Origin of the sequence: Cystobacter fuscus, from assembly GCF_002305875.1 — a bacterium.
GTDB classification, from domain to species: domain Bacteria; phylum Myxococcota; class Myxococcia; order Myxococcales; family Myxococcaceae; genus Cystobacter; species Cystobacter fuscus_A.
On the sequence record NZ_CP022098.1, the window covers coordinates 1,787,925 to 1,810,327 of the forward strand.

Genomic DNA, 22,403 nt, shown 5'->3' on the forward strand with positions numbered 1-22,403 from the left:
TTCCACTCATGGAACACGCGTGGCCGAGACGGGAAGGCGCAGGGTCACCGTGGTGCCGCGCCCCTCGTGGCTCGTGAGCGCCACGCGTCCGCCATGGGCCTCCACCACCCGCCGCACGAAGGCCAGCCCCAGTCCGCTGCCCGTGGTCTTGGTGGTGTAGAAGTCGTCGAAGGCGCGCTCGCGGGTGCGCGCGTTCATGCCCTCGCCGGTGTCCTCCACGCTGAGCACCACCCCCGAGTCCTCCGTGCGCGTGCGCACGGTGATCACCCCCCCGCGGGGCATGGCCTCCAGGGCGTTGCGCAGCAGGTTCTCCAGCGCGGTGGCCAGCAGATCCCAATCCCCCGCGCAGCGCGGCGGGCCCTCGGCGAGTTCCCGGCGCAGCTCCACTCCGGGGTTGCCGGCGAAGCCCTGGAGGGACAGCACGCTCGTCACCAGGTGGTTCACGTCCAGCGGCGCCAGCAGGGGCTCCACCCGACCCAGGCGCTGGTAGGTGCTCACCACCCGGTCCAGGCGCTCCACCTGCTCGAGCAGCAGCTCGAGGAACTCGCCCTTGTCGTCCCACGAGCGGCCCCGCGCGTGCTCCACCTGGAGGTACTGCGCGGCGCCCTTGAGCGCGGCGATGGGGTTCTTCAGGTCATGCGCCATCTGCGCGGAGAAGCGGCCCAGGGTGGCCATCTGCTCCAGCCGCTCGCGCTGGGCGGTGAAGGCGATGACGCCCCGGCGGGTGATGGCCAGCAGTGCGAGGGTAATGGCGGCCGTGCCCACCACGAGCGCGCCGTGGCGCGCGGCGAAGGCGCGGAAGACGGTGAGGTAGGAGAGCACGCCCACGAGCGAGAGCAGCAGCGCGTACATCGCGTGGACGTTGGACAACTCCTGGCCGAAGAGGCGCAGGCGCAGCGCCACCACCGCGATGGCCGGCAGTCCCAGCAGCGTGCCCAGGCCGCCCAGGCGCGGCACGTCCTCGCCCAGCAGCGCCACCACGTCCGTGCCCAGCAGCGTCACCAGCAGGGCGAGCCCCGTGAGCAGCAATCCCGTCCGGGCGCGCTCGGTGGAGCGCGGCTCGCGGCGCAGGTGCCAGGTGAGCAGGCCGAAGCTGCCGAACAGCAGCGGCGCGCTCAGCACCAGGACCATCAGCGAGAAGCCCCGCGAGTCCACCTCGTCCGCCACTCGCGGTGAGCCCAGCCCTCCGAGGCTCAGCAGCGCCAGCATGCCGAAGACGGCATAGGTGGCGTACATCACCACCGCCAGTCGGCGCCGCTCGCCCACGAAGGCGAGGATGAAGTGCAGGGCGGTGGGCACGCCCGTCAACGTCGCGCACGTGGCGATGAGGCGCCAGCCGGGACCGCCCGCGTGCTCCAGGGCGAAGTCGGCGAAGTTCCACGTGGACAGCGCGATGCACAGCACCGCGAGCGGCAGCCCCATGGGACTGCGCCCCACCCGCACCAGGGCGAGGCCCGCGAGCGCCAGGAGCCCCGCGCAGGCCCCGAGGCTGATCCACGCCTGGGTCGTCATCGCTCCCCGCTCGTGCCTTTCGTGTCTCGAGGGGGCCGGCTACAGGAGGGCCAGACGCCGGGAGCGCACGGGATCGGCCACCACGGTCTCCCACCGGCGCACGGCCGCCTCGCGCTCGCCCTCGGGCGCGTCGGCGTAGAAGCCGAGCGTGTCGTTGAGGCCGCGGCTGAGCTCCTCGATGGCGGTCAGCCGGATGTCGAGCTCCGGGTGGCGCAGCGCGGCCACGAGCCAGTCGGCGCGGCGGCGCGAGCGATTCTCCGTCCACCAGGCCATCCACGCGCGCGTGTCCAGGCCGAACGTGGCGCGCGTCACCTCGCGCAGCGCGTCGGCGGCGGCCTGGGCGCACGCCTGGTCGCCGCTGTGGGTGAGCGGGATGAGGCCGTCGATGGCCTCGCGGTCATGCAGTGTGCCGAGGGCGCGCGCGGCGAGGGCGCGCCGCGCGGGGTCCGGGTGGGACAGCTCCTGGCGCAGCTCGCGGCGGGCCGCGTCCATTCGGGGCAGGTGCTTGAGGGAGGCGGCGGCCACGCGCGCGGCGCTGGACAGGTCCGGCTCGGGATCGAAGAGGCCGCGCAGGATGCCGTCCACGAGCTCCACGTAGGGCAGGTTGCCGGCGGTGAGCAGCGCGAAGTAGCGCGTGTCCGCGTCGGGCGAGTCCAAGAGGGGCGCGAGCATCTGGGCCGCGGGCCGGCCGAGCCGCGACAGGGCACCGGCGACGGGGCCGAGCTCGTCCGCCTCGGGCAGCTCCACCACGGGCAGCCGGCTCCACGCGCTGGGGCCGGGGAAGTGCATGGCGAGCACCCGGGCACTGGCCTCGGGCGAGCGCGCCAGCTCGGCCATGGCGTTGGCGCGCTGGTTGGCGTCCGGGCCGGTGAGCCGCTTGAGCAGGGGGCCGAAGTCCGGAGGTGGACGCTCCTCCTGCGACATCACCAGCGGGGCGAGCGAGGCGGCGCGGCCCGGTACGTTGGCGGAGCGGGTGGCGAAGGGGCTCCAGCCGAGGCTCGCGGCGAAGGAGGGCGCCGGGGCCGGGGCCGACGACGGGGCGGAGTCGGACAGGTCCACGTCCACGTCGAAGTCCAGCGCGGCGGAGTGACGCTGCTCGCCCATGCGCTGCTTGCGGAAGAGCAGCAGCTCCTGGAAGGCGGCGGGCAGGTCCTGGCAGAAGAGGATGTAGTCGGAGAGCCGGCGCTGGCTGACGGGCTTCTGGCCGCAGTCCCCGTAGAGCACGGCCACGAGGCGGCCGCGCACTTCCACGGGGTAGAGGAAGAGGGTGCGCGGCGGCTGCCGTCCGAACAGCTCCAGGTAGTGCCGGGTGAGGCTGTCGGGCGGCATGGGGCCCACGTAGCTGCCGCGGGTGACGGCCACGGTGCGGAAGACGCTGGAGGCGTCGAGCGGAATGGACACCTGCGCGAGCGCGTCGCCGCCCATGCCCTCGCCCCGCGAGTCCCAGCCCACGGCGGAGCCGCGCAGCACGGCGAAGGCGGCCACGTAGTCGAAGGTGCGGCGGCCGAAGCGCAGGGCGTTGTCGATGAGCCGGTCGCGGTCGCGCGTGGACTCCTTGAGGGCGGCGCGTGCCTGGGCGAGCGTCCACTCCGGCACCTCGTCACTTCTCGGCGCGGTGTGCTCCGGCGCGGGGGTGACGGCCGGAGGAAGTGGCTGCGCGGCGGGCGCGGCCACCTGGAGGGGAGGCATGGCCATCAGGAGGGTTGGAGGAGAACTCCGCGGCGGCTGGGCAGGGGCCGGAGGTGCGGCCTGGGCGGGAGGCGGCGGAGCGGCCTGCAGGGGAGGCGCGGCCTGGGCGGGAGGTGGAGGACGCGCGGCCTGGGGAGGTGGAGCGGCCTGGGCGGGAGGCGGAGGACGCGCGGCCTGGGGATGAGGAGCCGCCTGGGCCGGGGGCGGAGGGCGCGCGGCTTGAGGCGGCGGAGCGGCCTGGGCGGGAGGTGGGGGACGCGCGGCCTGGGGAGGCGGAGCGGCCTGGGCCGGAGGACGCGCGGCCTGGGGAGGCGGAGCGGCCTGGGCGGGAGGCGGAGGACGCGCGGCGGGGGGCACCTGCTGGGGAGGAGCCGCGGGACGCGCGGGTTCGGTCATGTTCAGCCGCAGGGGCTCACGGGCGGGTGCGGACGGAGGCGGCGCGGCGGGAGCGGGACGTGCGACGGGGGCCGGAGCGGTGGGGGCCGGGGCGCGCTGGGGCGGAGGCTGTGGGGCGGCGGGCGCCTCGAGGGTCCGCTCGAAGGGGATGGGCTCGGAGGCCACCGTGCGCGCGAGCCGCTCCACCATTTCCAGGGTGAGGGCGGCGTCCTCTCCTTCGGGCCTGGGCGGCGGGGGAGGCGGGGTGAGCGCCGGGGCGGGAGGGGGCGGAGTGACTCCCCTCCGCTCGGGGTCGAGCATGCCGAGCACGGCGCTGTGGCGGGGCGAGAGCGGCAGCCGGTAGATGACGGAGATCCACTCGCGCACGCGGACCTCGGTGGCCACCCACAGCTCCAGCGACTTGCCGAGCAGGAAGCCGACCTCTTCCAGCTCCTTGCGGGGCACCGGGTAGCCGCAGGCCACGTGCAGGGTGCTGCCGTCGAGCGACAGGGGGACCACGCACAGCCGGTCGGCGATCTTCGGAGGGATGAAGGAGGCGACGTCCGCGTTGGGCTCGAAGTCGGCGAGATTGACCGGACGCAGCCCCGACGCCTCACCGAGCGCGTGGAGCACCTGGGGCTCGGCGAGCCACTGGCGCTCCAGCAGGGCGGTGTCGAGAGCGCCCCCGTACGCCGCTTGATGGCGCAGGGCCTCCTCGGCTTTGTCCTGGGGGAGGAGTCCCTGGGCGATCAGGGTGTGGGCGAGATGAGAAGGCATGGGGGGTCCGGCATCTTAAAGCCGCGGAAGGCGGGCACAACGAATCCTTTAATCCGTTGTCAACCCGCTCCCCCCCCGGGTCATTCAGCTCGGTTGGACGACATAGGTGGACGTCAGCTTGTCGTGGAGCGTCTGGCCCCGCCGGTCGAAGAGGGCCATCCAGAAGCCGGCGAGGAAGAAGCCGAAGGACACGCTGGCCAGCAGGGCACGCACGACGGCCCGGCCCGGAGCGGGAGCCTGTCCGCGGGTATCCACGAGCCGCAGGCCGAGCAACCGGCGGCCCAACGTGCGGCCATTCCAGAGGAAGGCGGCCGCGGCGCAGTACACGAGCGACAGGAGGATGAGGAGGATCGCTCCGGGAATCAGCACCGACTGGAGGGAGCGGACCTGGAGGAGGAACAGATCGAGCCCCGTGAGGGTGGTGGCGGGGGCCTGGACGCCGGCCACGGAGGAGGCGAGCAGGAGGTAGAGCGCGACCACGCCGAAGATGGCGCTCGCGTCGACGCCGAAGGCGAGCAGCCGGCGCCAGAGGGAGGCCGGACGGGCGTGGACTTCTCCGTCCGTCGCGGACATCGCGGCGGGCTTCACCGTGGGCGGGGCGGCACGCGGGGCGCTGCTGGGAGCGGGTGGCTCCTCGTCGATGTCGACCGGGAGGGAGTCCTCCTCACGGGCCGCGTACGGCAGCGGGGCGGCGCCGGGCAGACCCGGGGACGGGGAGCGCGGGGCATGACGGGCAGGCCGGGAGCGCGCTGGGAAACGGGAGCGGGAGTCGGGGCGGCCACCTCGGACCAGGGGGCGGACGGGGCCGGTGGAGGCGGCGTGCGGGCCGGGCCGCGCGCGGGGGTCATGCCCGGAGGGGTGGTGCGAGCGGTCATTCCCGGGGGCTGGGGCAGGGGTCCCGCCGGAATCGTCACCGCCTCGCTGTCGCTGTCCGCGCCCCGGTCCGGCCGGCGGCGATCGATGTGGATTTCCCGGTCCAACAGGTTCGGGACGGCCCGAGCCGCGGACCGAGACGCGGCGGCGCAGGTGGGGCAGTCCCCGACGGGCGGCAGCGAGGCTCCGCATTTCAGGCACTTGGACAACGTTTCCTCCAGGCTGAAGAAGGCTGTAGCAGCATGAAACGCCCTCCCCGTGCCGGGAGCAAGAAAACCGCCGCGGGTCCGGGGCCTCCCTGTCTGGTGGCTCACCGGGCCGCCCACCTCACGAGGCGGGTCGGCGTTGGGAAACGAGCATCAACCCGACCGAGACGAGCAGCGCGCCGACGACGGCCAACACGATGCCCAGGGGCGTGACGCCGGCGTACATGGCCCTGGGCGCGATGGTGGTGCCGATGATGCCCCCGAGGGTGCCTCCCACCATGCCGAGCAGCACTCCGCCCCAGAGGCCCACCAGGCGCGTGGCGGGCATCGCCACGAACGAGAGGACACCGATGACGAGTCCGATGAACGTGTAGACGAAGATGGCCATGAGAAGACGCTCCCTCGCGTAACCCCTCGGGGTTGGGTGGACCGACCGTACGAGGCAAACCTAGGAACGCGAGCGGGGAGCGGTCAGACGGTGGGGAACGAGGGCTTCCGCTCCTGGTCGCTAGCCGAGTTCCCCATCCAGGTGGGCCATGACGGTGAGCGCGGCGAGCGCGGCCGTCTCGGTGCGCAGGATGCGGCGGCCGAGCGTGACGGGCCGTGCGCCGAGCGCCTGCAGGGCGGACACCTCCTCGCGGGTGAGTCCTCCCTCGGGACCGACCACGAGCGCCACGGGGGTGCCGGCGGGACGCGAGCGGAAGGCCTCGCCCAGGGGCACGGCGGATTCCTCCTCGTCGAGCACGAGCAGGAGCGTGTCCGGGGCGAGCGAGCGCGCGGCCTCCAACAGGGCGCGAGGCGGGTGGACGTGGGGCACGTCGTTGCGCCGGCACTGACGGGCGGCCTCCTCGACGATCTTCGTCCAGCGCGCGGTGCGCTCCTCGGCGCGCTTGGGCTCGAGCTTCACCACGCTGCGCGCGGCGGCCACGGGGTGGAAGGCGGTGGCGCCCAGTTCGGTGCCCTTTTGCAGCACCCACTCCAGCTTGTCCCCCTTGGGCAGCCCCTGGAGGATGTGCACCTCGCGCGAGGGCGGCGCGTGCCGGACCTCACCGAGCCCCAGACGCACGCCGTCCTCCTCGACCGCGAGCACGCGCGCGGAGAAGGCGCGGCCGGCGCCGTCGAAGATCTCGAGCACGGAGTCCTCGGTGAGCCTCAGCACGTGCAGGAGGTAATGGCGCCGCTCGCCCGAGAGCGTCACCTCGGTGGGGGCGGGCTCGGGGAGGGGAACGAAGAGTCGGACCACGGCGAGGGTGTCCTCCAGCGGGGGGAAGAGGGGGGACTTCACCAGGAAGCCGCCCCTTGCACCAGGGCCGGTTCAGTGCCGCGTGTCGCGCAGCGCGAAGTCGGCGACCGAGGGCAGGTGATCCGACGCATCGGTGGAGTGGTCCACCTCGAGCAGCAGGGGCTCGAGCTCGGCCGAGGCGAAGAAGGTATCGAAGCGCTTGCCGGTGGCGGGCACGACGCCATTGCCGTCGGGCAGCGAGTTGAGGGTGGACATGTCGGCCACGTCCTGCAGCCGCATCCACTGCGCGGAGTCCTTCGGGTACTTGCCGGCGACGAGCAGCTCGCGCGCCTCGTCGGGTTTCATGTACGAGCCATCCGGCATGCACACGCGCAGCTCGCGGGCGCGGCGCAGCGGATCGTGCAGCTCGTGCTCGAGCGCATGGAGCGCGCGGCGCACACGCACGTCGCCGATGTTGCCCACGCCCCAGTCGCCCACGCTGGGGTGTACGTCGCCGTAGCGCGACTCGTAGTCGCGGATCGTCTCGGTGGGCTCGTGCTTGCGCAGGGGGCTGGGCAGGAGCGAGTAGTGCTGCTTGACGTTGATGTTGGCGTTGAAGTCGCCCAGGGCGATGGAGGGCACGCCCTCGCGCGCGTGCACGAGCGCCTGGAGCTGCCAGAGCTGACCGGCGTTGACGCCGCTGTCGCCCAGGGTGTGGTGCACGTTGTAGAGGGCCACCGGGCGGCCGCGCACGTCGATCAACGCGAAGAGGGCGCCCCGGTCCTCGTCCAGCTCGCCCACGAAGCCCTGGCGCGCGACGGCCGCCGAGCGCGCGTCCGCGGGGAAGTCATAGGTGAAGTGCGCGGCCTCCTCGAGGGGGTAACGGCTGAGGATGGCCTTGCCGTTGACCACGGGCCCGTGGATGTCGCGGCCCTGATAGGCCACGTGGAAGCCGAAGTCGCGCGCGAGCTCCATGGCCGTGGGCTGACTGGCTTCCTGCAGGGCGATGACGTCCGGCATCCGGCCGCTCGTCTCGAGCCGATCGAAGTAGTGCTGGAGCAGGGCGCGGCGCTCGCCGCCCAGGAGGATGTTGTACGTCATCACGCGCAGGCACCTGTCCCGGGGCGGGCGGGGCTGGGGATGGTGCACCAGCAACGTGACCCCCGTGCCCAGTTGGCGAGGGCCCGTGGCCGCCTGGAGTGACTCGAACCCCTGGAACACGTGGAGGGGCTCGCGGTGCGGCAGGTGCGTGGGGGGAGCGAGGGGTACTCCGTCGATGACCCCTCTTCCGAAGGGGAGGCGATCCAGAAGTCTCGAAAGGGCCTGTCCTGGCATGAGTCCTCGGCGTGGATGCGTGGCTCGAGCTGCGAGCTTCCCACCACAATCTCGGGCGCGTGCGGGCGCCCGCCAACCCGTGCCGTCTCCGGCGAGGGTGGACGGGACAGCGGACGAGCCCGGGAGGGCATGCCTGGTCGGCGGCACACCGGCCGGGCGCGGTGCCGGGGACTAGGTGCGTGCCTGACTGCCCCGGCCGCCGGCGGGGGGAGGCACGCGGGCGTCGGCGGGGAGCTTGTAGTCGCCCGTCAGCACGGCGACGAAGAAGAGCGGCCCCACCAGGGCGTGGACGAGGTTGGTGAGGAAGGAGGGGGATTTCTTCTCCCAGACGGAGTGGCCGGCGAGCTGCACGCCCCAGCCCACCACGGCGAGGGCGATGACGGCCCAGACGGGCAGCAGCCGCCCGAGCGGAATGCACAGCAGCATGAAGGCCGAGACGAGCAGGCCCAGCTTCGGGTCGGCGCGCAGGTACCAGAGCAGGCTGGTGAACCAGCACACCATGGCGAGCGTCAGCACGCCGCCGGGGAGCACCGGCACGGGGACCAGCTTCACCCAGTCCAGCATCGCCACGATGTGCAGGACGATGATGGGGATGGCGATCTTGTGGGTGAGGCGGTTGGTGGGGTGCTGGTGCGAGGCGTAATACTCATCGAACAGGGCTTGGGTCCGTGGTCTGAGCATGGGGAGAGTCTAAGCCCGATGGAAGTCCAGCCGCACCCACTCGCCCTGCTGGGCACCTGGTTCCGCCACCAGACCGAGCTTCACGTAGGCCGCCTCCACGTCCGCCTTCTGGTGCGCGAGCACGCCCGCCAGCAGCAGCTTGTCCTTCACCCGGGCGACGATGAGCGGCGCCAGCTCGATGAGCGTGTTGGCGAGGATGTTGGCCACCACCAGCTCGAAGACGCCGTCCACCGCGTCGAGGCTCTTGCCGGACAATTCCAGTCCAGGGGTCGCGTTGACCTCGGCGTTCTCCCGGGCGAGCTCCACCGACACCGGATCGTTGTCCGTGCCCACCACGCGCCCGGCCCCCAGCTTCTTCGCGGCGATGGCCAGCACCCCCGTCCCCGTGCCCACATCCAGCACGCTCGCGCCCGGATGGGTGGCCATGTAGTCATCCACCGCACCCAGACAGAGCGAGGTGGTGGGGTGGTCGCCGGTGCCAAAGGCCATCTTCGGCTCGATGACGAGGCGCACCCGGTCGGCCGGGGCCTGGGGGGCTTCCCAGGGGGGGCCCACCCACAGCCGGCCCACCTGGACGGACTTGATGTGGACCTTCCAGGCGTTGCTCCAGTCCTGCTGGGCCTCCTCGGCGAGCTGCAGCCGCGCCGAGGGGAAGCTCTCGGCGAGCTGGGCGCGAGCGGCCTCGGCCGTCTCGGCGTCCTCGAAGTAGGCCACGAGGATGGCCTCGCCCGGCGCGGGCGCCCGGACGCCGGGCATGGTGGGCCCCTCGCGATCCCGCACTTCCAGTCCCAGCACGCCCACGTCGTGGAGCAGATCCTGCGCCGCCTCTGAGTCCCCGTCCGGCAAGTCCACCGTGAGGGTCTGATACGTCCCCGTCATGTCGCCCTTCTCGCATCTCTCGTTGTTCCCGGGAAGATGCCGGGTGGGCTGCAGTGGAGGAAGAAATTTCGAGGTGGCGGGCGCTTCGCTCGTCGGTCCGGGAGGGAACTGGCGGGTGAGGCGATTTCCTCTTGCGGAATTTGCGGTAAGCTTCCCTTGAAACCCCTCATCATCAGGCCCTCCGTTGTCCAGCCCCTCCCCGTGTGCGCCCGTGATTCAGGATGGAGTATGAAGCGAACCCGTCGCAATACCGGCTTCTCCCTGCTTGAGCTGATGACGGTGGTGGGCATCATCGGCATTCTCGCCGCGCTGTCGCTGGCCGCGTTGGAGGTGCTGCCACAGCGCACGCGGCTGACGGGCGGCGCGCTCGAGTTCGCCGCCGTCATCTCCAGTGCCCGCTCCCAGGCCTACGGCCGCAACCAGCGCGTGGCGGTGTTGATCAACGCCGCCACCCAGAACCTCGGCCAGCCCATCCGCTACTGGGTGGTGGTGGACAAATGGTCGGACCTGTCCCAGGCGCTGAGCAACAAGCCGGACTGGAGCGGGCTGAATGACCTCACGCCCACCTCTCCGGACAGGACGGATGATTCCTTCATGATGTACGACTCCGGCTACTTCAACTCGTCGGTGCGGGTGTATCCGCTCGGTTTCATCAGCGCGGTGGGCTCGGTGACGCACCCGTCCTGCGGCAAGCCCGAGTTCGCCGACATTCGTCTCGCTCGTGGGCAGCCCTCGAGCTCCGACGACATCTTTCCGCCGCCCTACTGCTTCGTGCCGAGCAGCAAGGGGTGCACCTTCTGCACCGGAGATGGCGTCTCGCAGCCCGTGCGCGGCGTCATCTTCTTCGAACCGGATGGCTCCGTGCGATTCGCCAACGCGGCGGGGACTGTCTCCAACCAGGGCGCGGCCTCCATCACCTTCCGGCCCACCGACAGTGGGTTGGAGAATGTCCAGGCCGTCGTCATCACCAACACCGGTCTTGTGCGGACCTTTTCGGCGTCCACGAGGTGATTTCCATGTTGCCAAGGGGTTCCTCCCGCCCACGCCACGGCTTCACGACCATCGAGGCGCTCGTCGCCGCGGTGGTGTTCCTCCTGGGTCTCTCCGGTCTGCTCGGCGCGCTCACCCAGGCGCGCAACGCCACCGCCCAGGCGCGCCGGTACATGCAGGCCACCGACATCGCCAATGACCTGGTCGAGCAGATACAACTCTGGGACATCAAGGACTCGCGTCTGGCCAGCCCGGCGACCGGCGTGTGCAAGGACGATCCGATGGACAAGGCGGGCGCCCTGCTCCAGCCCGAGGCCTCCTCCGCGTTCCAGGCCTATGCGGCGTGCATGAAGGACGAGATCAACATCGCCTCCAACAAGTGGGCGGGTCTGAAGGATCCCACCTCCACCTTCGACAAGGGTCACGTCTTCAAGGACGAGCAGGGCAACATCACCAAGTACAGGCGCTTCTACAGCATCCTGGTGCAGGATGTGCGCCCGGGCGTCAAGCGCCTGCAGATCTGGGTGAAGGTTCGCTACGACGACGCGGGCGAGCCGCGGGTCGTGACCACCCAGGCGATGCGTCTTCAGATGGGGAGCTAGAGATGCGACAACGGCATGGTTTCTCCCTCATCGAGCTGCTGGTGAGCTCCGCCGTGACCTTCCTCACGGTGCTCACGGTCTCCGCGGCGTTCCTGAACTACTCCCAGTCCTTCTACACGCAGGCGGGCATCCGGGGTGGGCAGGCCTCGCTGCGGCAGAGTCACCTGATGGTGATCCGCAACCTGCGCATGGCGGGCTATGGCATGGAGCCGGCGCTGGCCTTCGGTTTTCCCGATGGCTGGAAGCGCAGCGCGGCGAACAACAACAACATGTCCAACCGGCTCGTCTTCCGGATGCGCAACCCCGCGTTCAACGCCTTCGCTTCCTTGCCTCTGTCCGCCGCGTCCATCAACCTCTCCCAGCCGCTGAAGCAGACGCTGCGCGAGGGGCAGATCATCCAGGTCATGTGTGAAGGGGCTGTCGCCTGGTCCTACGCCCAGCTGAGCGCGGATGCGCCGGCCAAGAGCACGACCCTGTCGCTCAAGGGCGCGACCGGAAAGTTCCCCAACCTCAACGCCTTCACCGCGCCCTGCTTCGGCTCGGCGGGCGGCAAGATCAACATCTTCAAGATCGACGTCTACGACTACTCCCTGCGCTTCATCGATGACCGCCCCTATCTCTTCCGCCAGCATGGGATTGGACCCGTTTCCTCGTCCGATCCCTATGGCGAGCCGGTGGCCGAGGACATCGAGGCGTTTCGCGTCACCTTCCTCCGGGAGGATGGCTCTCCCTTCCTGCCGGATCCCACGGCCGCCGCGCCTGACTACGACACGCCCGTGGACGATGCGCTGCGTGGGCCCACGAACAAGAGCCCGGCCAACATCCGCGCCGTCATCGTGGGCATGGTGGCGCGCAGCAGCACCCGGGATCTGTCCACCACCGCGGACAACAAAATCCCCGCGTTCAGCAAGAAGGAGGATGCGGTGAAGGACTTCGATCCGACGACCAGCGCTCGTCCGCAGGACCTCCCGCTGGAAGACGAGATCGAAAACGACCGCGCCACCAACAAGAAGCTGGCGCCGGGCATCCGGCGGGTCGTGTCCGAGATGACCGTTCAGGTCCGCAACATGCGCTCCTCGGAGATGCCCCTGCCCATCTATTCGCTGGACTCGGGTGCCTGCAAGGGAGGCGCCGTTCCCAATGACAACTACAACTGTGCTGGCGGCTAGAGAGGATTTTCCCATGAAGAGACGCCTCGGCAGACGCGGTTCCGTGCTGTTGCTGGTGGTGGTGCTGTTGGCGGTGCTCAGCCTGTTGGCGGCCGCCGCCCTGTCCTTTTCCCGCAGCGAGCTGGGCGCGGTGAAGAACGAGCGCTCGGGCGATGAGCTGCTCGCGTGCGCGGACGCGGGCCGTCAGTACATGCTCTCGCGCTTCGACATGCTCGGGGGTTCGCCCCTGGACTTGAGCCCGGTGAACTTGAACCTCAACGCCGACCTCAGCAGCGCCGCCGCCAACTGCCCTCCGCTGGGCAGCGGCATCCCCGCGGACGCCCGGTGTATGCGCAGCGGCCACTTCGGACAGAAGATGTCAGTCACGGGCGTGACGGCCGTCGCGAGCAATGCGGGCGGGAGTCGCCGTCAGCTGCGGGATTTGAGCAACAGTGTCGCACCGAATACGTTGGGGGGCGTTCCCCACAAGATTACAGTCCACTGTCTGGATGAGAACGGACGAGGGACCGAAGTGGAATTCGTGGTCCGTTTTGGTCTCTAGGAGCCTTTCATGATGCGAATCAACTTAGACACCCTTCGACGCGCGTGGAAGCCAGCCTTCTCACGCAAGGTGGCTCTGGCCTCGGGAGTGGTGGTGGTGGGGGCCGTGGGCCTGGCGGCCATGGAGAGCCGCTCGGGCCTGATTGGCACCCCGGATCCGGCGGCGTGCTGTACGAGCGCCGTGGCCACGGGCGACGCGATGATCAGCCCGGCCATCGGGGCGGACAAGGACTTCTTCGAGGTCCCCTCCAGCCCGCCATCCATCATGTTCCTGCTGGGCAACAACCGGTCCATGCAGGAGTTCCCCACCTACCTTCCCGAGCCCAAGACTCCGAGTGCGCCCATCGCGACCGCCAAGCAAGGCGACAAGGGATATAGCGATCCAGCGTACGGCGACTTCACCGACACGGGCTGTTCCGACGCGGAGCTTGTCGATGCGATGAAGTGGTTCGACAAGGACAGTCCGGACCCGGAGAAGAACGGCTCCATCCCCTACGACAACGACTCCGATCTGGGCAGTCCCTTTTTCGATCCCAGCGTGTACTACCAATCGCGAGGTTGGCGTGTCGCCTGGAACGGAAACGGCGAGGATTATCCGTACTCCATGTCGCCGACGTTCGACAGCCTGACGAGCTATGACGCCGCTTCGGGCTGCCGGAATATCGCGAATGTCTACGAGTACTACAATCGCAATCCAATCTCCTACAATGAGTGCCTCAGCTGCCTGGCGAGCAAGGGCTGGTGGCGCGGTCCCATCATTCCCTTCGGCAAGAACACGAAGAATGGAACACTGGGCCCGAAGCAGTACGATGATGAGCCCACGTTCCCCAGCGAATCCAGGCGCAAGTGGGTGCTCAGCGGTCGCGTCCTCAACGTGCGCCCGCCCAAGTTCGTGGTGGCGCGCAAGGTGCTCAAGAATGTCATCGATGAGGCCACCAACGTGCGCATGGGCGTGGCCACCTTCGGCGGGGACCGCGGCTGGTATGACCCGCCATGGGTTCTCCAGGACATCCTGCCCGGCTGCTCCTATTCCTACCCCGAGATGAACGAGGCGCAGCTCAACCGGCCCAAGCTGAGGGCAGCCGTCAACAACGTGGTGTTCAGGCACAACGAGCGTGCCATTGGCGAGGCCCTCTTTGGTCTGGGCGGCTACTTCTCCTCTCAGGGCCAGGACAGCCGGTGGTCGCTGTGGTTCGACCAGACCAACATTGGCAATACCACGGGAGGCAAGCACCCGAATTACTGGCCGGGCAATCCCTACGGTGGAACCATCGACAATCCCTACCCGCCCTACCAGACCGGTGGTGCCTACGGCAGGTCTTCGGATGAGTGGCTCAAGGCGCAATACACGGACCCCGTGACGGGTGCTGTATTGCCAGGCCAGCGCTTCGAGCAGCCCGGGGATAACAAGTCCGTGTGCTTCGCCTGCCAGGTCAGCTCGATCATCGTCGTCACCGACGGCGCGCCCAAGTATGACAACTCGGTGCCCATCACCAAGATGATGAAGTTGTTGGTGGAGGCGGGTGCCCGCCACGAGTTGCCGGGCGGTCCGTTGGTCAAGTTCAGCCCCGAGAATCCGGAAACCAACCCAGACGTGGGCGGCATCAACTATTGCGGCGAGTTCGGGGTGGATAAGACTCAATGCGATTACACCGACTACAACTGGCCTCATGGCATGGGGGTGGGCAACAAGAACTTCATGGATGACGTGGCGTTCTTCCTGGCCCATTCGGACCTGCGTACGGCTGATTCTCGGGAAGCGCAGTCCAAGGGCGTCCAGTCGGTGCGCACGTATACCATTGGCTATGGCGACAACAGCCCCATGCTCCAGAGCATCGCCAAGGCGGGCAAGGGCAAGTTCTACCGGGCCGACAGCGGTCCCCAGCTGCGCGAGGCCCTCCTGGCCGCCCTGGGCGACATCAAGCAGCTGTCCACCTCCTTCGCCTCCGCCAACATCGCCGGCGTGCAGACCGGTGGCCTGCAGTCCTCCACGTTCGTGCCGCGCTTCGTGCCGCGCCGCAACCGCCCGTACGAGGGCCACCTCTACCGCTTCTTCTATTTCAACGAGTTCTCCCAGGGCTGCGAGAAGGTCGAGCCTGGCAAGACGCACGCTGCCGACTTGAACGGGGATGGGGACTGCGACGACGCCTTCTTCCTGGACAAGCCCTCGTCCTACAATGCCAAGGGAGAGCCCGTGTTCTCGCCGCAGGACATCGTCCAGGAGAACGACGAGGGCGTCTGGGTCCAGGTCTACACCGCCACGGTGGACACCAAGGGCGTCCTCCGGGGAGGCACTCCCGCGGAGCCCTTCTGGGATCTGGCGGAGACGCTCAACCTGCGCAAGGCGGGGACGAAGTGCAACCTCGACAACCCGCTCGATCCGCAGGGTGGCCGCTGCATCTTCACGCTCATCGACCGGAACAAGGACGGCAAGTTCACCGACGCGGACAACCCCCCCGTGGAGTTCCACGAGGACAATGTGGCCGACCTCAAGGGTTACCTGCTGCCCTTCCAGGACAAATTCTGCGGCACGCTCTTCCCGAGGGCCGGCACTGGTACTGTCTGGACGGGCTCCGCCGCGGATCAGGAGCTGTGCGCCAAGCTGCTCATCCGGTTCGTGCGCGGCATGGATGTCCTTGATTATGACGGCGACAACGTGCGCGCCGAGGGGCGGCCGTGCGCGGACGAGCTGCTCGATGCCGAGGCGCCGCCGGCCAGTTCGAAGCCGGATGCCGAGGATCTGCAGCACGCGAAGCGTCAGAAGACCTGCAAGCTCGCGGACATCTTCCACTCCACTCCCGTGACGGTGGAGCCGCCCGTGGATCCGTTCCTGTGCTCGCTGGGCCTGAGCAGCCAGTGCGTGTCCACGCTCTACGAGGACTTCAAGTACACGGTGACCTCGGAGCCGCTGTGCGGAACGGGCACGAGCGCCAAGCCTTGCTACAAGGCGACCCCCATGGCGACGCCCGTCTCCCAGACCAAGCGCTATGGCGTCTATAACGACTACATGGATGACCTGACGGTGTCCGCGCGCGACCGGATCGCGTTGGTGGGCTCCAATGGTGGCATGCTGCACGCCGTCCACGTGGGCAAGGCCATCCTGGATTCCACGACGGGGAAACCGACCGGCTACGACGTCGGCACGGGACAGGAGATGTGGGCCTTCATTCCGCCGGACCTGATGCCCAAGCTGAACCAGATGATCCTGGTTCACGAGTACTTCGTGGACGGCACGGCCATGGTGCGTGACATCTGGGCGGATGGTGCTGTCTCGGGCACCCGCGATGGGGTGAAGCAGAAGGAGGAGTTCCGTACCATCGCCGTGGTGACCGAGCGGGCGGGTGGTCAGCGCTACATGGCGCTCGACGTGACGGATCCCTACCTCATGTTCAAGGCAGTCAAGGGGGGGACGGGCAGCGCCTTCAAGCCCTTCCGCTGGATGTTCCCCAATGCCTGCGACCCGGAGTCGCTGTCCATGGGGCAGTCCTGGTCGAACTTCGCGCCCAAGCCTCCGCCCATTGGGCCCGTGCGCCTCAAGAGCGCGGCGTCCAGCCCCGCCAGCGATCGGGACCGTGGTTGGGAGGAGCGCTGGGCGGCGGTGCTCAATGGTGGCTACAGCCCCGACCTGTCACGAGGTCGTGGCGTGTACATGGTGGATGCCTGGTCGGGTGAAAAGCTGTGGTCCGCGGAGGCTCGGCCCGGTGCCAATGCCGGCAACTACGCCGCCGTGCTCAACACCATGCAGCCCGTGGCGGCCTCGGCGTCGCTGGTGGACATTGGCAAGGGCGAGGGGCTGCAGCGCGACCTGGACGGCTTCTTCGACACGATGATCGTCGGAGACATGGGCGGTCAGGTGTGGACCTTCCGCTTCAAGGAGCCCGGCGAGTTGGACACCACGACGGGTCAGGTGAAGAACTGGTTTGGTGCCCGCTCGCTGGAGGTCCAGCGCGACGACACCGCGGTCAACGGCCACCAGAAGGCGCCCTTCTTCCATGTCGCCTCCACGGTGCTGCAGCCGGACACGGGCTGGTTGCGCAGCTTCATTGGCACCGGAGACCGGCAGCATCTGCGCACCACGCCGGGCGAGGACTGCAGTGCGGATGACCTGCTCGCCTGCATCCGGCTCAAGTGCGACGTGAAGGCGTCCTTCATCGCCGAGGTGAATGGTCAGCAGCGCACCAGCACCATCGAGTACAAGGCCGGAGTGCTCACCAGCAACACGGAGAGCTGGCAGAACACCATCGGCGCGGCGTGCTCGGCCTCCAAGATGCAACTCACCGAGCTGAAGTACAGCTGCCCCGGGCCCGCCTACGGAACCACGGTCTATGATGAGAAGACGTTGGCCACGGAGTCCAGCTGCGCGCTCACCAACGGCAACTGGGAGTGCAAGCGCTCGCCGCTCAACACGTCCGATCACCATGATCAGTTGCTCTCGCCGGACGAGCTGACCACGGTGGGAACCAACCGCTACTTCGGCTTCCACTCGTACGGTGGCAACAAGCGCATCTTCACCACCGCGGAGGGCGCGGTCGCGTTCGACAAGCTGCGCGTGACGGACAAGCCGAACGTCACCTGCGAGGGCCTCAACTGCTCGCTGGTGGATATGACCATTCTGGATAGCTACATCTCGAAGCAGACCGCGGTGAATGGCGTGGAGCAGCGCTACATCTCCAACGTGAACCTCGCCAAGCTGAAGGCGATCGCCCCGGGCCCCGAGGCTCCGGGCTGGTTCATCCGCTACACCAACAGCAAGGCGGAGCGGACGGCGTCCGGCTCGACCGTGCTCGCGGGCGTCGTGTTCTGGTCCTCCTTCGCTCCGGTCACGGAGGCGGGAACGGACGTGTGCTCGCTGTCGGGAATGAACGACAGGTCCTACTCGTGGCAGGCGGATGCCATCACGGGCCTGCCGGATCAAGCCCAGGGCTTCAAGACGAACGATGGGTTCATCTTCTCGCGTGAGACCAAGACGGCGGCGCCTCCGGGCGAGCCGACTCCCGTCATCGCGATCTCCGCGACGGGTGGCATCCGCTACCAGGTGGCCCTCTCGGCCGCTGGCTCGGCGCCCGTCACCGAGACGCTGAGCAGCCGGAAGAACACGACGCCGGACATCTCGTGGATGGAGGTGCCCCGCAACCTCCACGAGTGCCGTCACGAGAACTCCGACGCCTGCAGCGACGGCGAGGTCGTCACTCCGTAGTCCCCTCGCTGGACCGGGCCTCACGCCGAGGCCCGGGACTCGCGCTTCCCCTCTCCCCCACCGCGGGGAGAGGGGTTTTGTTTTTCAGGGCCCGATGCTCAAGGCCCGACGATGGCGAGCGCGCAGCGCTCCAGGTCGATGAGCTCGCGGGCCACCGCGCGCACGTCCGCGGCCGTCACCGCCGCCACTCGCTCGGAGTAGTGCAGGAAGTTCTCCCGCCCCAGGCCGTAGCAGGCATCCAGCGCGATGAGCGCGGCGCGCGAGCCGTTGCGCTGCAGGCCAATCTCATGCGTGCCGATGAGGTGCTGCCGGGCCCGGGCCAGCTCGCCCTCGGGGATGGGCTCGTCGCGCATGCGCGTGAGCTGCTCGCGGATGCCCGCGAGCGCCGCCTCCACCTTCTCGGGGCTCGTGCCCATGTAGACGGCGAAGTAGCCCGGGTCCACGCCCTCCACGGAGAAGCTGCTGATGCTGTAGGCCATGGAGCGCTTGTCGCGCAGCTCCACGAAGAGCCGTCCGCCCTGGCCACTGAGCACCGTGGAGAGCACCTCCAGCACATATCGCCGGGAGTCATCCAGCCGCACGCCCTGGAAGCCCAGCACGAGGTGCGCCTGCGCGCGCGCCAGCTCCCGCTTCGTCGTCCGGGCGCTCTCGGGTGGGGGCTCGGGCCGCACCTCGGGCGGGGGCCGTGCCTGGCCCCGCGACGCGCCAAAGGCCTCGTGCGCGAGCGCGAACACCTCGTCCGCCCGCACGTCCCCCACCACGCACAGGGTGAGCTGGGACGGGTCCATGTGCGCGGCGTGATAGGCGCGCAGCGCTTCCGGCCCCAGTCGCTCCACCGACGCCTGTTCGCCCAGGGTCGGCAGCCGGTACGGGTGCGTCTGGAAGAGGGTGCGGTTGAAGAGATCGAACGCCACGCCGCTGGGCTTGTCCTCGCGCGTGACGATGTCCTGCACGAGCAGCGCGCGCTCTCGCGCCACCTCGGCCTCGGGGAAGAGGGGGTGGAGCAGGCAGTCCGCGAAGAGGCGGAAGGCGGGCTGGAAGTGGCGCGAGAGGAACTCGCCGCGCAGGCCCACCGTGTTGCGTCCCCCCATGCCCGACAGCGCGCCGGTGAAGGCATCGACGAGGTGGGAGATCTCCTCCGCGTCGTGCGTGGGCGTGCCCCGGGTGAGGGTGCGGCCCAGCAGCGTGGTGAGGCCGTTGGTCTCCGCCGTCTCGTAGCGCAGGCCGCCGGGGAACACGGCGCGCATGGCGAAGAGGGGCACGGCCCGCTCCTCCCGCACGAGGATGCGCGCGCCCGAGGGCAGTTGCTCCTCCACCACCCGGCCCGGGGTGGCGCGCGGGCTCCTGTCCTCCTCTCGCGGCGCGTGCCCGGCCACGGGGCGGGTCTTGGGCGTGCGGCGCTCGGGCAGCGGCGCGGAGGGCTCGCGGGGCACCCGGTCCAGAATCTCCTCGACCTGCTCCGCGCTGAAGGCGGCGCCGGGGGGCAGCAGTCCGGTGACGATGGCGTGCTCGAAGCGCAGGTAGCGCCCGGCCACCTCGCGCAACTGCTCGGGGGTCAGCCGCGCGATGGCCTCGTAGTAGCGCGCCTCCGCCTCCAGCTCTCCCATGGAGGACTGGTAGTGGCCGAGCTTGCGCGCCAGCCCCTGCACCGTCTCGCGCTGGTAGATGGCCTCGGACTCGATGAGGGCCTTCACCGTGGCGAGCTCCTCCTCGGGCACGAGCCCCGTGCGCAGCGCGGCCAACCCCCGCACCGTCTCCTCGAACGCCTGGGGCAGCTTGTCCGGGGGCAGGGTGAGGCTCGCGGCGAAGAGGCCCGGATCCCTCGGCGTGTACGCGTACGTGTGGATGTCATTGACGAGGCCGCGCTTGCGCTTGACCTCCAGCACCAGCCGGGAGGCCTCGCCCTGGCCGGAGATCATGGCGAGCGCGTCCAGCGCGGGCACGTCCGGGTGGTTGCCCTGGGGGATGGGGAAGGCGAGGTTGAGGTAGGCCTCCTTCACCTCGTCCGGGCGCAAGAGCACGCGGCGGTGGGTGAGCTGGGGCTCGCGCGGGCGCACGACACCACCCTCGTAGGGCCGCCCCCAGTCTCCCCCGAAGCACTCGTCCACCCACCCCCGCAGCTCCGCCTCGGTGAAGTCCCCGGTGGCCACCAGCACGAGGTTGCGGGGCGTGTAGTGTCGCCGGTAGAACTCGAGCACCTTGTCCCGGCTGAAGCTCCGCACGCTCTCCGCGGTGCCAATGACGGGGTGGCGGTAGGGGTGCTCCTGGTAGACGGTGGAGAAGAGATCCCTCGAGGCCCGACGGCTGGGCGTGTCCTGGCTGCGCTTGATCTCCTCGCACACCACCTCGATTTCCCGCGCCAGCTCGCCCTCGTCGAAGGCCGAGGAGCGGATGGCATCGCCGAGGATGTCCAGCCCCATGCGGGCATACTGGCTGGCGATGACGATGTGGTAGACGGTCTGGTCGAAGGACGTCCAGGCGTTGATTTCCCCCCCATGGGCCTCCACGTCGCGGGCGATCTCCCCGGGGGCGCGCCGGGCCGTGCCCTTGAAGAGCATGTGCTCGTGCAGGTGGGCGAGCCCGGCCTGGTCGGGGCGCTCGTCGGCGCTGCCCGCCTTGACCCACACCTGGAAGGCGGCCACCCGGGCGGCGTGCTGTTCCTCGAAGACGACGGTGAGTCCGTTGGGAAGTGTGTAGCGTTGAGCCATGGAACAGTCGACCCTGGCACTGGTAGGAGGGGGTGGCAAGGCGCCCGGTGCCCTCGGAGCCCCCTGACGTATGCCTGGAGACCAATCAGGAGGACGGGGCTCGTGCCGGGAGCGGTGTTGGGTGGAGAAGCGGTGGCGCGAGCGGTAACCTGGAAAGACATGGGGTCGTCAGAGGAAGTGGATCCACTTGCCGAGCTACGGGAGGGGCAGGGCTCGGACGCGGAGGCGGCCGCCACGGCCGCGCCTCCTCCGCTCCCCCCGCGCCGGGCGTCGGTGGCGCTCCGGCCCGCGATGACCCTGCCCGCCGTGCGCATGCCCACGCGCCCCTCGGCCTCGACGGCCGCGGCGGACCCTTTCGGTGAGCCCACCGAGCCTTCCGCTCCCCCCGAGGGCTCCCTCCCGGAGCGGCTGGACCATTTCCGCACGGTGCTGCGGCAGAAGGTGGAGACGCTCCAGCGCGCCCGGACCCTGTACGCGGAGCGGGAGGCGGAGTTGCGCACGGTGCGCGTCTCCGAGACCACGCTGCGCGGCCAGCTGGTGGAGGCCCAGGGGCAGCTCAAGGCGCGCCCGGTCCAGAAGGAGTCCGCGGCGGCGCTCTCGCGCGAGTCGGCGCGCGCGGAGGTGGCCGAGGCCCGGGTGGCGCGGCTCGAGGCCGAGCTGCTCCAGGTGGAGGAGGACCGCAAGGATCTCTCGCGCTCGCTCGCCGACGTGGAAGCGGAGCTGGCGCGGCTGTCGGACGAGCTGGCTCGGGAGCGGGAGTCGCGCGGCGCGCTCGCCGAGGAGCTCATCGGGGCGAAGGAGGCGCTGTCGCTCGCGCAGGACCGGGTGTCGGAGCTGGTGACCGAGCACCTCGAGACGCAAGGCGCGCTGGAGGCCGTCCGGGACGAGTACCAGGCCACCCTGGCCGAGCTGGAGCAGACCACGGAGCGGCTGCGGGAGGCCGAGCGGGAGCGGGAGCTCGCCGCGGCGGAGCGCACGGGGTTGTCGGTGCGCGTGGGGCAGCTGGAGTCGCTGCTCTCGGATGCCGAGTGGTCGAACAACTCGCTGGAAGAGGTGCGCGCGCACACCCTGGAGGTGGAAGCCGAGCGCGATGGGGCGCTGGCCGAGAGCGGGGATCTCTCCGAGAAGCTGGCGTTGGCGGAGGCGGAGGTGGAGCGGCTGCGCGAGCGGATGGAGTCGGAAGTGGCCGCGCTGGGCGAGGTGGTGGAGTCCGCCGAGGCGAACGTGGCGCGGCTGGAGGAAGAGCTGCGCACGGTGACGGCGGACCGGCAGGATCTCTCGCGCGCGCTGGCCGAGGTCGAGGCGGAGCTGGAGTCGCTCCGGAGCGCGAAGCAGGCAGCGCCCGAAGAAGACGAGGCGCGGGAGGAGGGCGCCGAGAGCCGGGCGCTCGAGGCCGAGGCCCAGGCGGAGCGGCTGCGCCAGCGGGTGAAGACGCTGGAGGTCGCGCTGGAGGGGGCGCGGCGCAAGAACCCGGCCCCGGCGCCGGACGCCGAGCTGCTCGCCGAACGCGACCAGCTCCGGGAGGACGTCGCCTCGATGAAGCGCAAGCTGATGGCGGCGGAGCTGGCGCTGGAGACGGCGGCCAGCCACAAGATGAAGGTGGCGCGACTGGAGGCGGAGCTCGCGCAACTGCGGAAGGCGAAGTAGG

General features: G+C 69.7%; 15 protein-coding genes. 6 read left to right on the forward strand and 9 right to left on the reverse strand.

Annotated elements, in window-relative coordinates:
- Positions 1 to 6: 6 nt before the first annotated feature.
- The 8 genes from CYFUS_RS07500 to CYFUS_RS07535 all read right to left on the reverse strand — a co-directional run bounded on the left by CYFUS_RS07500 (position 7) and on the right by CYFUS_RS07535 (position 9,549).
- Positions 7 to 1,512 (reverse strand): ATP-binding protein, encoded by a 1,506-nt coding sequence (locus tag CYFUS_RS07500; RefSeq protein WP_095984615.1) that lies wholly within the window; start codon positions 1,510 to 1,512, stop codon positions 7 to 9.
- A 39-nt stretch (positions 1,513 to 1,551) separates the two neighbouring features.
- The gene (locus tag CYFUS_RS07505) at positions 1,552 to 4,353 is read right to left on the reverse strand and encodes a HEAT repeat domain-containing protein (RefSeq protein WP_095984616.1); all 2,802 of its coding nucleotides are present in this window, start codon (positions 4,351 to 4,353) and stop codon (positions 1,552 to 1,554) included.
- A gap of 84 nt (positions 4,354 to 4,437) precedes the next feature.
- Positions 4,438 to 4,926 carry an RDD family protein gene (locus tag CYFUS_RS52415; RefSeq protein ID WP_232537422.1) on the reverse strand — a complete coding sequence of 163 codons (489 nt, stop codon included), beginning with the start codon at positions 4,924 to 4,926 and terminating at the stop codon, positions 4,438 to 4,440.
- A 627-nt stretch (positions 4,927 to 5,553) separates the two neighbouring features.
- Positions 5,554 to 5,820, reverse strand: a complete 267-nt coding sequence (locus CYFUS_RS07515; protein WP_095984617.1) for a GlsB/YeaQ/YmgE family stress response membrane protein — start codon at positions 5,818 to 5,820, stop codon at positions 5,554 to 5,556.
- A gap of 120 nt (positions 5,821 to 5,940) precedes the next feature.
- A complete protein-coding gene (locus CYFUS_RS07520) occupies positions 5,941 to 6,675 on the reverse strand; it encodes a 16S rRNA (uracil(1498)-N(3))-methyltransferase (RefSeq protein WP_095991861.1) in 735 nt (244 codons plus the stop codon).
- A gap of 72 nt (positions 6,676 to 6,747) precedes the next feature.
- Positions 6,748 to 7,875 (reverse strand): endonuclease/exonuclease/phosphatase family protein, encoded by a 1,128-nt coding sequence (locus tag CYFUS_RS07525; RefSeq protein WP_095984618.1) that lies wholly within the window; start codon positions 7,873 to 7,875, stop codon positions 6,748 to 6,750.
- A gap of 285 nt (positions 7,876 to 8,160) precedes the next feature.
- A complete protein-coding gene (locus CYFUS_RS07530; RefSeq protein ID WP_095984619.1) occupies positions 8,161 to 8,670 on the reverse strand; it encodes a DUF962 domain-containing protein in 510 nt (169 codons plus the stop codon).
- 9 nt (positions 8,671 to 8,679) lie between these two features.
- The gene (locus tag CYFUS_RS07535; protein WP_095984620.1) at positions 8,680 to 9,549 is read right to left on the reverse strand and encodes a 50S ribosomal protein L11 methyltransferase; all 870 of its coding nucleotides are present in this window, start codon (positions 9,547 to 9,549) and stop codon (positions 8,680 to 8,682) included.
- A gap of 228 nt (positions 9,550 to 9,777) precedes the next feature.
- Here CYFUS_RS07535 and CYFUS_RS07540 point away from each other — a divergent pair, with 228 nt between their 5' ends.
- From CYFUS_RS07540 to CYFUS_RS07560, 5 genes are read left to right on the forward strand one after another with little or no spacing between them, the layout of a single operon-like run.
- Positions 9,778 to 10,560 (forward strand): pilus assembly FimT family protein, encoded by a 783-nt coding sequence (locus tag CYFUS_RS07540; RefSeq protein ID WP_157758299.1) that lies wholly within the window; start codon positions 9,778 to 9,780, stop codon positions 10,558 to 10,560.
- A gap of 5 nt (positions 10,561 to 10,565) precedes the next feature.
- Complete coding sequence (locus CYFUS_RS07545; protein ID WP_095984622.1) at positions 10,566 to 11,141, forward strand: type IV pilus modification PilV family protein; 576 nt, start codon at positions 10,566 to 10,568, stop codon at positions 11,139 to 11,141.
- A gap of 2 nt (positions 11,142 to 11,143) precedes the next feature.
- On the forward strand, positions 11,144 to 12,310 hold the full coding sequence (locus CYFUS_RS07550) for a PilW family protein (protein WP_095984623.1): 1,167 nt from the start codon (positions 11,144 to 11,146) through the stop codon (positions 12,308 to 12,310).
- A gap of 13 nt (positions 12,311 to 12,323) precedes the next feature.
- Complete coding sequence (locus CYFUS_RS07555; RefSeq protein WP_095984624.1) at positions 12,324 to 12,851, forward strand: hypothetical protein; 528 nt, start codon at positions 12,324 to 12,326, stop codon at positions 12,849 to 12,851.
- A gap of 9 nt (positions 12,852 to 12,860) precedes the next feature.
- Positions 12,861 to 18,047 carry a hypothetical protein gene (locus CYFUS_RS07560; RefSeq protein ID WP_157758300.1) on the forward strand — a complete coding sequence of 1,729 codons (5,187 nt, stop codon included), beginning with the start codon at positions 12,861 to 12,863 and terminating at the stop codon, positions 18,045 to 18,047.
- 98 nt (positions 18,048 to 18,145) lie between these two features.
- Here CYFUS_RS07560 and CYFUS_RS07565 read toward each other — a convergent pair whose 3' ends face one another.
- Positions 18,146 to 20,755 carry a M16 family metallopeptidase gene (locus tag CYFUS_RS07565; RefSeq protein ID WP_095984626.1) on the reverse strand — a complete coding sequence of 870 codons (2,610 nt, stop codon included), beginning with the start codon at positions 20,753 to 20,755 and terminating at the stop codon, positions 18,146 to 18,148.
- A gap of 159 nt (positions 20,756 to 20,914) precedes the next feature.
- Between CYFUS_RS07565 and CYFUS_RS07570 the strand changes: the two genes are divergently transcribed.
- Positions 20,915 to 22,402 (forward strand): hypothetical protein, encoded by a 1,488-nt coding sequence (locus tag CYFUS_RS07570; protein ID WP_095984627.1) that lies wholly within the window; start codon positions 20,915 to 20,917, stop codon positions 22,400 to 22,402.
- Position 22,403: the final 1 nt, after the last annotated feature.

Excerpts from the sequence above, each read along its gene's own strand:
- CYFUS_RS52415 (WP_232537422.1), bottom strand. The coding sequence starts at position 4,926 with ATGTCCGCGACGGACGGAGAAGTCCACGCCCGTCCGGCCTCCCTCTGG.
- CYFUS_RS07530 (WP_095984619.1), bottom strand. The coding sequence starts at position 8,670 with ATGCTCAGACCACGGACCCAAGCCCTGTTCGATGAGTATTACGCCTCG.
- CYFUS_RS07565 (WP_095984626.1), bottom strand. The coding sequence starts at position 20,755 with ATGGCTCAACGCTACACACTTCCCAACGGACTCACCGTCGTCTTCGAG.
- CYFUS_RS07515 (WP_095984617.1), bottom strand. The coding sequence starts at position 5,820 with ATGGCCATCTTCGTCTACACGTTCATCGGACTCGTCATCGGTGTCCTC.
- CYFUS_RS07570 (WP_095984627.1), top strand. The coding sequence starts at position 20,915 with ATGGGGTCGTCAGAGGAAGTGGATCCACTTGCCGAGCTACGGGAGGGG.
- CYFUS_RS07500 (WP_095984615.1), bottom strand. The coding sequence starts at position 1,512 with ATGACGACCCAGGCGTGGATCAGCCTCGGGGCCTGCGCGGGGCTCCTG.
- CYFUS_RS07555 (WP_095984624.1), top strand. The coding sequence starts at position 12,324 with ATGAAGAGACGCCTCGGCAGACGCGGTTCCGTGCTGTTGCTGGTGGTG.
- CYFUS_RS07550 (WP_095984623.1), top strand. The coding sequence starts at position 11,144 with ATGCGACAACGGCATGGTTTCTCCCTCATCGAGCTGCTGGTGAGCTCC.
- CYFUS_RS07535 (WP_095984620.1), bottom strand. The coding sequence starts at position 9,549 with ATGACGGGGACGTATCAGACCCTCACGGTGGACTTGCCGGACGGGGAC.
- CYFUS_RS07545 (WP_095984622.1), top strand. The coding sequence starts at position 10,566 with ATGTTGCCAAGGGGTTCCTCCCGCCCACGCCACGGCTTCACGACCATC.
- CYFUS_RS07505 (WP_095984616.1), bottom strand. The coding sequence starts at position 4,353 with ATGCCTTCTCATCTCGCCCACACCCTGATCGCCCAGGGACTCCTCCCC.
- CYFUS_RS07540 (WP_157758299.1), top strand. The coding sequence starts at position 9,778 with ATGAAGCGAACCCGTCGCAATACCGGCTTCTCCCTGCTTGAGCTGATG.
- CYFUS_RS07560 (WP_157758300.1), top strand. The coding sequence starts at position 12,861 with ATGATGCGAATCAACTTAGACACCCTTCGACGCGCGTGGAAGCCAGCC.